At 70.3% G+C, this 13,907-nt stretch carries 10 protein-coding genes; 9 read left to right on the forward strand and 1 reads right to left on the reverse strand.

Features of this window, described 5'->3' with window-relative positions:
• The first annotated feature begins 3 nt into the window (after positions 1-3).
• The 7 genes from JMV16_RS23660 (at position 4) to JMV16_RS23690 (ending at position 9,604) form a co-directional block, all read left to right on the forward strand.
• Positions 4-1,218, forward strand: coding sequence for a TIGR03087 family PEP-CTERM/XrtA system glycosyltransferase (locus JMV16_RS23660; protein ID WP_201496793.1), 1,215 nt, complete (start codon positions 4-6; stop codon positions 1,216-1,218).
• Positions 1,215-2,771, forward strand: a complete 1,557-nt coding sequence (gene xrtA, locus JMV16_RS23665) for an exosortase A (RefSeq protein WP_201496794.1) — start codon at positions 1,215-1,217, stop codon at positions 2,769-2,771. The genes JMV16_RS23660 and xrtA overlap by 4 nt, the downstream gene beginning before the upstream one ends.
• Before the next feature lie 46 nt (positions 2,772-2,817).
• Positions 2,818-4,098 (forward strand): nucleotide sugar dehydrogenase, encoded by a 1,281-nt coding sequence (locus JMV16_RS23670; RefSeq protein ID WP_201496795.1) that lies wholly within the window; start codon positions 2,818-2,820, stop codon positions 4,096-4,098.
• Between the two features lie 14 nt (positions 4,099-4,112).
• Entirely contained in the window at positions 4,113-5,267 is a 1,155-nt protein-coding gene (locus JMV16_RS23675; protein WP_201496796.1) for a TIGR03088 family PEP-CTERM/XrtA system glycosyltransferase, read from the forward strand.
• A gap of 8 nt (positions 5,268-5,275) precedes the next feature.
• Entirely contained in the window at positions 5,276-7,192 is a 1,917-nt protein-coding gene (locus JMV16_RS23680) for an XrtA/PEP-CTERM system amidotransferase (RefSeq protein WP_201496797.1), read from the forward strand.
• 72 nt (positions 7,193-7,264) lie between these two features.
• Positions 7,265-8,578: a putative O-glycosylation ligase, exosortase A system-associated gene (locus tag JMV16_RS23685; RefSeq protein WP_201496798.1), complete on the forward strand. Its 1,314-nt coding sequence runs from the start codon at positions 7,265-7,267 to the stop codon at positions 8,576-8,578.
• A 33-nt stretch (positions 8,579-8,611) separates the two neighbouring features.
• Positions 8,612-9,604: a polysaccharide deacetylase family protein gene (locus JMV16_RS23690; RefSeq protein WP_201496799.1), complete on the forward strand. Its 993-nt coding sequence runs from the start codon at positions 8,612-8,614 to the stop codon at positions 9,602-9,604.
• Between the two features lie 25 nt (positions 9,605-9,629).
• Here the strand turns inward: JMV16_RS23690 and JMV16_RS23695 are convergent, their stop codons facing one another.
• Positions 9,630-11,306, reverse strand: coding sequence for an asparagine synthetase B family protein (locus tag JMV16_RS23695; protein WP_201496800.1), 1,677 nt, complete (start codon positions 11,304-11,306; stop codon positions 9,630-9,632).
• A 153-nt stretch (positions 11,307-11,459) separates the two neighbouring features.
• Here JMV16_RS23695 and JMV16_RS23700 point away from each other — a divergent pair, with 153 nt between their 5' ends.
• The gene (locus JMV16_RS23700; protein ID WP_255511434.1) at positions 11,460-12,656 is read left to right on the forward strand and encodes a glycosyltransferase family 4 protein; all 1,197 of its coding nucleotides are present in this window, start codon (positions 11,460-11,462) and stop codon (positions 12,654-12,656) included.
• A complete protein-coding gene (locus JMV16_RS23705) occupies positions 12,653-13,846 on the forward strand; it encodes a glycosyltransferase family 4 protein (RefSeq protein WP_201496802.1) in 1,194 nt (397 codons plus the stop codon). Before JMV16_RS23700 ends, JMV16_RS23705 begins: the two co-directional genes overlap by 4 nt.
• Positions 13,847-13,907 lie beyond the last annotated feature (61 nt).

Genomic DNA, 13,907 nt, shown 5'->3' on the forward strand with positions numbered 1-13,907 from the left:
GAAATGGCCGATCTGCTCTACCTGGTACACCGCCTGCCCTATCCGCCCAACAAGGGCGACAAGGTGCGCAGCTTCCATCTGCTGCAGCACCTGCTGGCCCGTCACCGTGTCCACCTGGGCACCTTCGTCGACGACCCGGCCGACGAGGCCCACCTGCCGCATCTGCAAGGCCTGTGCGCCAGCCTGCACGCCGAGCGCCTGCACCCGCTGCGAGCGCGCCTGGCCAGCCTGGCGGGCCTGGCCCGTGGCGACGCGCTGACGCTGCACTACTACCGCAGCGCCGCGCTGGCGCGCTGGGTCGACGAGACGGTGGCGCGCGAGCCCATCGCCGCCACGGTGGTGTTCTCGTCGTCGATGGCGCAGTACGCGCAGCGCCATCCGCAGATCCCCATGCTGGTCGACTTCGTCGATGTCGATTCGGCCAAGTGGACCGACTACGCGCCCAATCACCGCTGGCCGATGTCGTGGCTCTACCGCCGAGAGGGCCGTCGCCTGCTCGAATGCGAAAGCGAAGTGGCGCGCCAGGCACAGGCCTCGTACTTCGCCACCGAGAAGGAGGTCGATCTCTTTCGTCGCCTCGCCCCCGCCGCGGGCCGCGGCGTACAGGCCATGAACAACGGCGTCGACGCGCGCTACTTCTCGCCCGCGCCCGAGCGCGCCTCGCCCTTCGAGAAGGACGAGGCGCCGCTGGTCTTCACCGGCGCGATGGATTACTGGCCCAATGTCGACGCCGTGAACTGGTTCGCGCAGGACGTGCTGCCACGGCTGCGCCAGGCGCGGCCGGGCCTGCGCCTGCACATCGTCGGCCGCAGCCCGGCGCCGGCCGTGCGCGCGCTGGCCGGGCCGGGCGTCGTCGTCACCGGCACCGTGCCCGATGTGCGGCCCTACCTGCAGCATGCGGCGGTGGTGGTGGCGCCGCTGCGGCTGGCGCGCGGCATCCAGAACAAGATCCTCGAGGCGATGGCGATGGCGCGCCCGGTGGTGGCCGCCACCGCCTGCGTGCAGGCGCTGCAGGCCGAGGAGGGCGCCGAGGTGCTGGCCGCCGAAGCGGCCGACGACTACGTGCGCATCCTCGAACAACTGCTGGCCGCGCCCGAGCGCGCTGCCGCCATCGGTGCGGCCGGCCGCCGGCGCGTGCTGCAAACCTATGACTGGAGCACCCACATGGCGGTGGTCGAACGCCAGCTTGCTGCCCTGGGCGCGGCGGTGGCGGCATGAACGCGGTCCTGCCTTCCTTCACGGCCCTGGGCTCGCCCTGGCGGCGCGCGCTGCCGGCGCTGGCCCTGCTGCTGCTGGCCCTGCTGGCCTTGTACCTGCCGACCCTGGCCGCGATGGAGGCCATCTGGGCGCGCTCGGGCACCTTTGCCCACGCCTACCTGGTGGCGCCGATCTCGCTGTGGCTGGTGTGGCGCCGCCGCCACCGCCTGGCGGCCATGGCGCCGCGCGCAGAGCCGGCCTGGCTGCTGGCGATGGCGCCGGTGGCGCTGGCCTGGCTGGTTGGCGACCTGGCCGGCGTCAATGCCCTCACCCAGGCCGCCGCCACTGCCTTGCTGGTGCTGTCCGTGCCGCTGCTGCTGGGCCGGGCCGTGGCGCGCGAGATTGCCTTTCCGCTCGGCTTTCTCTTCTTCATGGTGCCCTTCGGCGAGTTCCTGATGCCGCGGCTGATGGAGTCCACCGCCGACTTCACCGTTGCCGCGATCAGCCTGTCGGGCATCCCGGTCTACCGCGAGGGCCTGCAGTTCATCATTCCTTCGGGCGCGTGGTCGGTGGTCGAGGCCTGCAGCGGCGTGCGCTACCTCATCGCCAGCTTCATGGTGGGCACGCTGTTCGCGTACCTCAACTACCGCTCGCTGCGCGCCCGCGCCGCCTTCTGGGCGGTGTCGCTGGCGGTGCCCATCGTCGCCAACTGGCTGCGCGCCTACATGATCGTGATGCTGGGCCATGTGTCCGGCAACACACTCGCGGTGGGGGTCGATCACCTGGTCTACGGCTGGGTCTTCTTCGGCATCGTCGTCGGGCTGATGTTCTACGTCGGTTCGCGCTGGGCCGAGCCCGACGAGGACCTGGATGCCCCAGCCACCGGGGCCGTGCCTGCCGCCACCGCCGGCGGCGCCAACGCCTGGTGGCTGGCGCTGGCCGCCCTCGTGCTGGCTGCCGCGCCCCAGGCCGCGGCCTGGCAGTTTGCCCACGTCGGCAATGAACCGGCGCCAGCGATTGCGCTGCCCGACCTGGCAGGCCAGGGCGCGAGCCAGGCCCCGCTGCCGTTGAAGCCGGTGTTCGAAGGCGCATCGGCAATCGTCAGCCGTGCCTATGCCGACGGCGACAAGGCGGTCTTCGTCCACGTTGCCTATTACCGCCACCAGCGCTTCGGCCACAAGCTCGTCAGCTCGGACAACACCCTGGTCACGAGCGAAGACCGCGAGTGGAACCGCAGCGCCAGCGGCGCCACCACGGTGGCGGTGGGCGGGCGCCCGATCGCGTTGCGCACGGCCGAGGTGCTGCCTACCGCCGCTTCCGGCGCCGACCGCTCACACCGCCTTGAGGTGCGCCAGCTCTACTGGGTGGGCGGGCGTCTGACCACCAGCGATCACCTCGCGGTGGCGCATTCGGTGGCCAACCGCCTGGCCGGCCGCGGCGACGATGCCGCCGCCATCAGCTTCTTCCTTTCCGGTGCCGCCGAAGACGACACTGCGGCCCGCCTCGACGCCTTCGTCGCGCGCCACCTGCCGGCCCTCGAGGCCAGCCTGGCCGCCACCCAGGCGCGGCGCTGAGCGCGGACATCCCCAGCTTTCAACCTCCGCATCCAAGGACACCACCATGGACACCATCGCAGTCATCGGCCTGGGCTATGTCGGCCTGCCCCTCGTCGTCGAATTCGGCAAGCAGATCCGCACCATCGGCTTCGACATCGCCCAGCACAAGGTCGACGCCTGCCTGCGCGGCACCGACCCTTCGCGCGAGCTGGACGACGCCCAGATGGCCGCGGCCAAGCATGCCGTCTACACCAGCGACCCGGCCCTGCTGGCCGAGGCCGACATGATCATCGTGGCCGTGCCGACGCCGGTGGACGAGGCCCACATCCCCGATTTCCGCCCGCTCATCGGCTCGTCCACCAGTGCCGGCCGCCACATGAAGAAGGGCGTCACGGTGATCTACGAATCCACCGTCTACCCCGGCGCCACCGAAGAGGTGTGCATACCCGTGCTCGAGCGTGAATCGGGCCTGAAGTGGAAGCAGGATTTCTTCGTCGGCTACAGCCCCGAGCGCATCAACCCGGGCGACAAGGAACACACGCTGACCAAGATCCTCAAGATCGTCAGCGGCGACAGCCCCGAGACGCTGGAGCGCGTGGCGCGCCTGTACGAGAAGATCATCGTCCCCGGCGTCCACCGCGCCAGCAGCATCAAGGCGGCCGAGGCGGCCAAGGTGATCGAGAACACCCAGCGCGACCTCAACATCGCGCTGATGAACGAGCTGGCCATCATCTTCGACAAGCTCGGCATCGACACCACCGAGGTGCTGGAAGCCGCCGGCACGAAGTGGAACTTCCTCAAGTTCAAGCCGGGCCTGGTGGGCGGCCACTGCATCGGCGTCGACCCCTACTACCTGACGCACAAGGCCGAGATGCTGGGCTACCACCCGCAGGTCATCCTGGCCGGCCGCCGCATCAACGACGGCATGGCCAAATTCATCGCCGAACAGACCATCAAGCAGATGATCGCCAGCGGCAGCTACATCAAGGGTGCGCGCGTCAACGTGCTGGGCCTGACCTTCAAAGAGAACTGCGGCGACCTGCGCAACAGCAAGGTCATCGACATCATCAACGAGCTGCGCAGCTATGGCGTGGAGGTCTTCGTCACCGACCCCCAGGCCGAGGCCGACGAGGCCATGCACGAGTACGGCGTGCGCCTGCTGCCCTGGGAAGAGCTGCCACGCGCCGACGCCATCGTCGCCGCGGTGGCGCACCGCGAGTTCGCCGCGCTGTCGGTCGACGAGTTCAGTCGCAAGCTCGTCAAGGGCGGCGCCTTCATCGATGTGAAGGCCGGCTTCGACCAGGTGGCGCTGCAGGCGGCGGGGCTGCGCGTCTGGCGGCTCTGAAGCCGCCCACTGCCGTGGGCGACACCCGCCCCCTGGTCCTGCACGTCGTCTACCGCTTCGCGGTGGGCGGCCTCGAGAACGGCGTCGTCAACCTCATCAACCGCATGGCGCCGGCGCGCTGGCGCCATGGCGTGCTGGCGCTGACCGAGGTCGACCCCGGCTTCGCGCGCCGCATCGTGCGCGACGACGTGAGCTTCACCTCGCTGCACAAGCCGCCGGGCCAGGGCCTGCGCGAGCTGCCGCGGCTGTGGCGCGCCTTCCGCGAACTGCGCCCGGCCGTGGTCCACACGCGCAATATCGCGGCGCTCGAGGCGCAGCTGCCGGCCTGGCTGGCCGGCGTGCCGGCGCGCGTACACGGCGAGCACGGTCGCGACATGGCCGACCTCCACCTCACCAACCGCAACCACCGCTGGACGCGGCGCGCCTACCGCCCCTTTGTGCAGCACTACGTGGCGCTGTCGCGCGACCTCGCTGAGCACCTGCAGCACCCGATAGGCGTGCCGAGCGCGCGCATCTCGCAGCTCTACAACGGCGTCGACACCGAGCGCTTCGCGCCGGCGCCGCAGCGCGGCGTGCCCGCCGGCTGCCCCTTCGTGGCGCCCGGCCTTTTCGTCTTCGGCACCGTGGGCCGCATGCAGGCGGTGAAGGCGCAGACCCACCTGGCCCAGGCCTTTGTGCGGGCGCTGCAGCAGGCGCCCGGCCTGCGCGAGCGCCTGCGCCTGGTGCTGGCCGGCGAGGGCCCGCTGCGCGCCGAATGCGAGGCCATCCTGCGTGACGCCGGCGTGTCCGAACTGGCCTGGTTCGCCGGCGAACGCAGCGACGTGCCGGATGTCATGCGGGGGCTGGATTGTTTCGTCCTCCCATCGCTGGGCGAAGGCATCTCGAATACCATTCTCGAAGCGATGGCCAGCGGCCTGCCCGTGCTGGCCACCAAAGTGGGCGGCAACGCCGACCTGGTGGCCGATGGCAGCACCGGCCGCATGGTTGCGGTGGGCGACGTGCAGGCCATGGCCGATGCGATGCTTGCCGTGGCCGCAGACGTCGCGTTGGCCAGGGCCTGGGGCCTGGAAGGGCGGCAGCAGGTGCAGGCCCGTTTCAGCCTGACGGCCATGGTGAACGCGTACGAAGGCATCTACAGCCGCCTTCTGGGGCGCACGAACAAGGATTGACAAAACCCATGTGCGGCATCACCGGCCAGTTCGACACCCGCGGCGCACGCGAAATTGACCGCGCCGTGCTGCAGCGCATGAACGATTCGCAGCAGCATCGCGGCCCCGACGAGGGCAGCCTGCACCTCGAGCCCGGCGTCGGCTTCGGCCACCGGCGGCTGTCCATCATCGACATCGCCACCGGGCAACAGCCGCTGTTCAATGAAGACGGCTCGGTGGTGGTGGTCTTCAACGGCGAGATCTACAACTACCAGGAGCTGATCCCCGAGTTGCAGGCCGCCGGCCATGTCTTCCACACCAAGAGCGACACCGAGTGCATCGTGCATGCCTGGGAGCAGTGGGGCGAGGACTGCGTGCAGCGCTTCCGCGGCATGTTCGCCTTCGCGCTGTGGGACCGCAACCGCCAGACGCTCTTCATGGCGCGCGACCGCCTGGGCGTCAAGCCGATGTACTACGCGCTGCTCGACGACGGCCTGCTGCTCTTCGGCAGCGAGCTGAAGTCGCTGATGGCCCATCCGGGCCTCAAGCGCGACATCGACCCGCTGGCCATCGAGGAGTATTTCGCGCTCGGCTACGTGGCCGAGCCGCGCAGCATCTTCCGCCAGGCGCTCAAGCTGCCGCCCGGCCACAGCCTGGCCATGCGCCGCGGCCAGCCCGTGGGCCAGCCGCGCGAGTACTGGGACGTGCGCTTCACGCTCGACAACCCGATGAGTGCGGAGGACGCCTGCGCCGAGCTGCAGCAGCGCCTGCGCGAGTCGGTGAAGCTGCGCATGATCGCCGAGGTGCCGCTGGGCGCCTTTCTCTCGGGCGGCGTCGATTCCAGCGCCGTCGTGCAGGCGATGGCCGGGCTTTCCAGCGGCCCCGTCAACACCTGCTCCATCGCCTTCAAGGACCCCAAGTACAACGAGAGCCAGTTCGCGCAGATGGTGGCCGACCGCTACCGCACCAACCACCGCGTCGAGACGGTGGACAGCGACGACTTCGACCTCGTCGACACCCTGGCCAGGCTCTACGACGAGCCCTATGCCGACAGCTCGGCCATTCCCACCTACCGCGTCTGCCAGCTGGCGCGCAAGCATGTGACGGTGGCGCTGTCGGGCGACGGCGGCGACGAGGCCATGGGCGGCTACCGCCGCTACCGCCTGCACCTGATGGAAGAGCGCATGCGCGCCTCCATGCCCGAGAGCGTGCGCCGCCCGGTCTTCGGCCTGCTCGGCCGCCTCTACCCCAAGGCCGACTGGGCGCCGCGCGTGCTGCGTGCCAAGACCACCTTCGAGGGCATGGCGCGCAATTCGGTCGAGGGCTATTTCCATTCGGTGTCGCTGCTGCGCGGGCCGGCGCGCCAGGCGCTCTACAGCGCCTCGCTCAAGCGCGCGCTGGGCGGCTACAACGCGCTGTCGCTGTTCGAGCGCCATGCCGCCCGTGCCGGCACCGATGACCCGCTGGCGCTGATCCAGTACCTCGACTTCAAGACCTACCTGGTGGGTGACATCAACACCAAGGTCGACCGCGCCTCCATGGCGCATTCGCTCGAGGTGCGCGAGCCCTTGATGGACCACCCGCTGGTCGAATGGCTGGCCACGCTGCCTTCGTCGCTCAAGATGCGCGGCAACGAGGGCAAGTACCTGCTCAAGAAGGCGATGGAGCCGGTGCTGCCGAACGACGTGCTCTACCGCCCCAAGATGGGCTTCGCCGTGCCGCTGGCGCGCTGGTTCCGCGGCCCGCTGCGCGAGCGTGTGCGCGGCGCGCTGGCCGACAGCCCGATGTTCGAGGGCGGCTGGCTCGAACGGGCCCCGGTCATGCAGCTCGTCTCCGAGCACCAGTCGGGCAGCTACGACCACAGCACGCCCCTGTGGACGCTGCTGATGTTCGACGCCTTCCTGCGCAATGCCGTGGGCGAGGCCCGCACGCCGATGGCGGCCTAGCGTGTCCACGCGCCGCCGCGGCCCCGCTGGCCGTGAAGAACCCCGTCAGCGCCGCCGCGCCGCCAGCCCCCCATGAAAGACGCCCTCATCCTGCTGCTGCTGGTCGGGGTCAGCCTCTGGGCCCTGCGTGAGCCCTGGATCGGCGTCATGGCCTGGACCCTGGTCAGCCTGGGCAGCCCCCATGTGGAATTCGGCCATGCCGCGGCCTATTGGCCGGTGGCCAGCGGCATCGCCATCTGCACCCTGTTGGGCCTGCTGGTCACCAAGGACAAGGTCAATCCGATGTACGGCGCCGCCCCCTGGTGGCTGCTGGGCCTGGCGGTGTGGATATGCATCACGCTGCCGGCCTCCCTCTACTTCGATGCCAGCTACCGCCTCTGGGAGCGCACCGTCAAGACCTTCCTGTTCATCTTCGTGACGCTGGCCGTCGTGACCGACGAGCGCAAGCTGAAGGTGTTCATCTGGATCAACGTCGTCGCCATCGCCTTCTACGGCGTCAAGGGCGGTGTCTTCACCATCCTGTCGGGCGGCAATTACCGCGTCTGGGGCCCCGGTGGCTTCATCGAGGGCAACAACGAAGTGGGCCTGGCGGTCATCACCGTCGTGCCGCTGATGCGCTACCTGCACCTTCAGATGACCGATTCCCGCGCCAAGCTCGTGATGGCCGCGGCGATGGGCCTGTGTGTTGCCACGGTGTTGGGCACGCACTCCCGCGGCGCGCTGCTGGGCGTGGCCGCCATGGGTCTGGTGCTCTGGCAGCGCGGCCAGAACAAGATCCTGTGGGGGGTGGTGTTGGTGTTCATGGCCATGGCCGCGCTCTCGCTGATGCCCGAGCACTGGTGGAGCCGGATGAACACCATCAAGACCTACGAGGCGGATGGTTCGGCGATGGGGCGCATCAATGCCTGGTGGATGGCCTTCAACCTGGCCAAGCAGAACATCTTCGGCGGCGGCTTCATGATCTACAACGCCGAGGTCTTCGCCCGCTACGCCCCGGTTCCGGACGACGTACACGCCGCGCACAGCATCTACTTCCAGATCCTGGGCGAGCATGGCTTCATCGGCTTCTTCCTGTGGCTGGCCATAGGCGTGTCGACCTGGTGGACGGCCCAGGGTTTGATCAAGGACGGGCGGCGCCATCCGCAGATCAAGTGGGCGGCCGACCTGGGGGCGATGGTGCAGGTGAGCATGGTCGGCTATGCCGTCACCGGCGCCTTCCTGAGCCTGACCTACTACGACCTGCCCTACAACGTGATGGTCATGGCGGCGGTGGGCCGGCGCCTTGCGAGCCGGCGAATGGCCGCATTGCAGGCCCATGCCGCGCCCGTGGCCGCCGGACGGCCACCGGCCCCCGCCCCGAGACCGCAGGTCCGGCACGGCCACTGAGCCGGGCGGCCGACGATGCGATTGGATGCCCCCATGTTCGATGCGGCCATGCGCCTGGCGGTCGGTTCGCTGTCGCCGGCGGGCCGCAGCGGCCGGCTGACGATAGCCATCTTCCACCGCGTGCTCCCCGAGCCTGATCCCCTGTTCCCCGAGGAACTGGACCGCGGGCGCTTCGACGGCGTCTGCGCCTGGCTGGCGGCCTGGTTCAACGTGCTGCCGCTGGACGAGGCCGTCCAGCGCCTGCGCACGGCCTCGCTGCCGCCGCGGGCCCTGGCCATCACCTTCGACGACGGCTATGCCGACAACCACGACGTGGCCCTGCCGGTACTGCAGGCCCACGGCCTGTGCGCCACCTTCTTCATCGCCACCGGCTACCTGGGTGGCGGGCGCATGTGGAACGACACCCTCATCGAGGCCGTGCGCCGCAGCGGACCTGCAGGCTTGGATGTGGCGGGCCTGGGCCTGCACGGTGCCAGCCACCACGACACCGGCAGCGCGGCGGCCCGGCGCAGCGCCATCGATGCCCTGCTGCCGGCCATCAAGTACCTGCCGCCGGCCGCGCGGCAGTCGGCGGTCGACGCCATCGCCGAGCGCGTGGGCGCCGCGCTGCCGCGCGACCTGATGATGACCCCGGACCAGGTGCGGGCACTGGCGGCTGCGGGCATGCAGATCGGCGCTCACACGGTGAGCCACCCCATACTCGCCCGCGTCGGCGACGCAGAGGCAAGGGCCGAGATGGCCGCCAGCAAGGCCCAGCTCGAGGACATGCTGGCGCAGCCGGTGCGGCTCTTCGCCTATCCCAATGGCAAGCCCGGTGCGGATTACAGCCCGCGCGACGTGGCCATCGCCCGCAGCCTGGGCTTCGACGCCGCGGTGAGCACGATGGCCGGCGCGGCACGCCAGGGCGCCGACCTTCATCAACTGCCGCGCTTCGCGCCCTGGTCGCACCAGCGTGCCAAGTTCGGCGGCCAGATGCTGCGCAACCTGTACGCGGCGCGTTCGGCGCCGGCCGCTACCGGCTGCTAGCCCTTGCGGCCGCCCGGGCAGCCGCTCAGTCCGGCAGGCGCCAGTCGGGCCGGTGGTGCAGGAACCATTGCTCCAGCATCATCATGATCCAGACCATCTCGCCGTAGTAGCCCGGGTGCTGGGGCAGGAACTCGTCGACCAGCCGCGACGTGAACTCGCGCCGCACGATGCCGCGCTCGCCCAGGCCGCGCACGCTGTCGCGGGCCAGCCTGCCCAGCGCCGCGTCCTGGCTGGCCCAGACGCCGAAAGGCAGGCCGAAGCCGTGCTTCTTCTTGGTGATGATCTCGTCGGGAAGAAAGCCCCGCAGCGCTTCCTTGAAGAACCAGCGCAGCCGCATGCCCTTGAGCTTCCAGGCCACCGGCAGGCGGGCCGAGAAGTCGACCACGCGCTGGTCGAGCAGCGGGTAGGCCACGGACACACCGGCGAGCTCGGTGCCGCCGCGCACCTTGGGCAGGTCGTTCTCGGCCAGTGTGTAGCGCCAGTCGTAGGCCAGCATGCGGTTGATGAAGTCGGCGCCTTGCGACTCGCGCCAGACCTCGCGCTCCTGCGCCTGCGGGCCCTCGGCGGTGACGCGTGCGCGCAGCGCCGGGGTCAGCACCGTCTCGCGGCCCAGCCGGTCGAGCAGGTTGTAGGTCTGCAGGCGATCAGGCATCGGCACCCGGGCCTGGCGCACATAGCTGCTGCCCTTTTGCAGCAGCGGGATGCGGTCGATCAGGCCGCCGTCGGCCAGCGGCTCGAGCAGGCCGCGGCGCAACCCCTCGGGCAGCTTGTCGTACTGCGCGAACACGCGCTGCTTGGCGTAGCGCGTGTTGCCGCCGAAGAGCTCGTCGCCGCCGTCGCCGGCCAGCAGGCGCGTGGCGCCGCCCTCGTGCGCCTTCAGGGCGCAGAAATAGGTCGGCAGCGCCGACGAGTTGCCGAAGGGCTGGTCGTGGTGGGCCGCCAGCGCCGGGATCAGGCGCACCAGGTCGGCCGGGCGGATGTAGTGCTCGTGGTGCTCGGCGCCGAAGCGCCGCGCCGCGATGCGCGCGAACTCGATCTCGTCGTAGCCCGCGGCCTCGAAGCCTATCGAATGGGCGACCGGCTTCTTGCCCGTGACCTGGGCCATCAGGCCGACGATGGTGGAGCTGTCGGTGCCGCCGCTCAGGAAGCAGGCCGGCTGGCTGCCGTCGAGCTGGCTGGCCACGGCGTCGGCCAGCAGGGCGCGGAATTCGTCGCGGGCGGCGGCAAACGAGGCCGGCGTGCGCTCCTCGAAGCTCGGCTTCCAGTAGGCGGCCATCGACAGGCTGCGATCCTGGAAGGTGGCGCAGTGGCCGGGCCGCATGCGGTGTACGCCCTTGAACACGGTGCGCGGCGAGGGGATCACATGGAAGTAGAGATAGTCGAGCAGGGCCTGCGGGTCGATCTCCGTGTCGGCGTCGGCCAGGGCATCGGCGCGCTCGGCGTGGCGCAGCACGCCCGCGTCCACCCGGTAGTACAGGGGTTGGGTCGCGAAGCGGTCCACCGCCAGGAAGCTGCGTCCGTCGCCGTCGGTGAAGGCCGCCGCGAAGTGGCCGGCGGTGGCTGCGGCAGCAGTGGCCGCTGGCGTGCCCTGCAAGGCCTGCTGCCAAGCTTGGGGGGCGCCGGACTGAACCTCGGTGGCACGCCATTCGGGCACCGAAAAGCGGGGCTGGCCGGAAAAGTACGGGGTAGAGGTTTGCGGCATGGGAGGGTGGGCGAATGGACCCCGACATTGTGTCTGCTCGGCCGCGCCCGTCCGGCGTCACTTTTCACGCTGCCGCCCCGGCGGGCCGGGGCGGTGCCCTGCAGGCGCAAGTTATCGTCGGCGCTGGCGGCTGGCCTGGCCGCGGATCGGACGATGAAGGTTCTCTACACACACCGAACTCAGGGCAGGGGCGCGGAGGGCGCTCACGTTGCCGGCATGGTCGAGGCCTTCCGGACGCTGGGCCACGAGGTCGAGGTCGATTGCCTGGCCGGCTGCGACCCGACGCGCCCCCCCGCAACGGAGCCCGCGGCCGGAAGCGCGCCTGCCGGTCTCTCGCGGCGCCTGCTGGCTGCCGTCTCGGCCCGCGCACCGCAGTGGCTGTTCGGCGTCTTCGAAGTGCTCTACAACCTGCCGCTGGCCCTGCGCCTGCTGCCCAAGCTGCTGTTGCGGCGGCCGGACCTGGTCTACGAGCGCTATTCGCTGTGTACCTTCGTGCCGGCGCTGGCCTGCCGGCTGCTGCGCATACCGCATGTGCTGGAGGTCAATGACAGCGTCGTCATCGAGCGCAGCCGCCCGCTGGCGCTGGCACGCACCTCGCGCTGGTTCGAGCGCCGCATTGTCGACTGGACGTGCGTGATCGTGACCATCAGCGAGCAGTTCCGCCGCCAGATGGTCGAGGGCCTGGGCCTGGACGCGCAGCGCGTGCTCGTCTGTCCGAACGCGGTTTCCAGGCCGCGCTTCGTCGAGCGCCAGCGCCTGGCACCCGAGGCCCGGCAGGCGCTGCGCGAGCGCCACGGCATCGCCACGGCCCGGGTCATAGGCTCGGCCGGCCAGTTCGTGGCCTGGCACGGCCTGCCCAGGTTCCTGGCCGCCGCGGCCGACTGCATCCGGCGGCGCGACCTGTACGTGCTGTTCATCGGCGACGGCCCCACGCGCCAGGAGACGCTGGACGTGGCGCGGCAGCATGGCATTGCCGACCGCGTGCGCTTCACCGGCATGGTGAGCCTGGCGGCCGTGCCCGACCACCTCGAACTGCTGGACATCGCCATCATTCCGTTCAGCAACATCCACGGCTCGCCGATGAAGCTGATGGAGTTCATGGCCATGCGCCTGCCGGTGCTGGCGCCGGCGCTGCCGCCCATCCTGGAGGTGCTGGTCGACGGCGAGACCGGCTTCATCTTTCCCCGCGACGACATGGCGGCCATGGTGGCGACGCTGGAACGCGTGCTGGACGATGGCGCTGCCCTGGCCCGCGTCGGCCGCAACGCACAGGAGCATGTGGTGCGCCACCTCACCTGGGACGCACACGCCGAGCGCGTGCTGCGGCATCTGGGGCTTTGCGGCCGATGAAGATCCTCACCTTCAGCACGCTCTACCCGAGCTCGCTCATGCCGCTGAACGCGGTCTTCGTGCGCCGGCGCATGGAGGCCTGCGCCCGGCTCTGCGGGCACGAGCTGACCGTGGTGGCGCCCGTGCCCTACTTTCCCCGCCTGCCCTTCAAGACCGCCGCGGCCTGGGACACCTTCGCCCGCGTGCCCGCGCACGAGTCGCCCTGGGGCTACGAGATCTACCACCCGCGCTACCTGGTGACGCCCAAGCTCGGCATGCGCTTCTACGGGCGCTGGATGGCCGCGGCGACGATGGCCCTGGTGCGCCGCCTGCACGAGCAGCGGCGCTTCGACGTCATCGACGCCCACTACGTCTACCCCGACGGCGAGGCCGCCGTGGCCCTGGGCGCGGCGCTGGGCCTGCCGGTGGTGCTGTCCAGCCGCGGCACCGACCTGAATCTCTATCCCACCTTGCCGGCCATCCGGCCGCGCATCGTCGACACGCTGGAGCGCGCCCGCCACCTGGTGTGCGTCTGCGACGAATTGCGACAGGTTGCACTGGGCCTGGGCCAGCCCGAGGCCAAGGTTTCGGTCATCGGCAACGGCATCGACCCCGAGATGTTCAGCCCCGGCGACCGCCAGGCCGCGCGCAACCGGCTGGGCCTGCCGGCGCAGGCCACGCTGATGCTCTCGGTGGGGCACCTCACCGAGCGCAAGGGCTTCCACATCCTGATCGAGAGCCTGGTGCGCCTGGGCGCAAGCGCGCCGCAGGGGCAGGCCTTGAAGCTCGTCATCGTGGGCGGCGGCCCGCAGCGCCAGGAACTCGACGAACTGGTGGCCCGGCTGGGCCTCGCCGAGCGCGTGGTGTTTGCCGGCGCCGTGCCTCAGGAGGCCTTGCCGCAGTGGTATGCGGCCTGCGATCTCTTCCTGCTGGCGAGTTCGCGCGAGGGCTGGCCCAATGTCCTGTGCGAAGCCCAGGCCATGGGCCTGCCCATCGTTGCCAGCCGCGCCTGGGGCATCCCCGAGATCGTCCGCCATGCCGGGCTGGGCCTCTTGGTAGCCGACCGCAGTGCCGCGGCCTTTGCCGACGGTATCCGCCAGGCCCTGCACACCGACTGGGACCGCCAGGCCATCGCCCGCGAAGGGGCGGTGCGCACCTGGCCGGTGGTGGCGCGCGAGGTTGATGGCGTGCTCAGGCGTGCCGTCACATGAGGTAACCCTTTCGGCGCGCGCTGGCGCTGCGCTGCCGATAAGCCCTCAAACCCACCTCGAA

This window comes from Rubrivivax sp. A210 (genome assembly GCF_904426505.1).
Lineage (GTDB): Bacteria > Pseudomonadota > Gammaproteobacteria > Burkholderiales > Burkholderiaceae_C > Rubrivivax.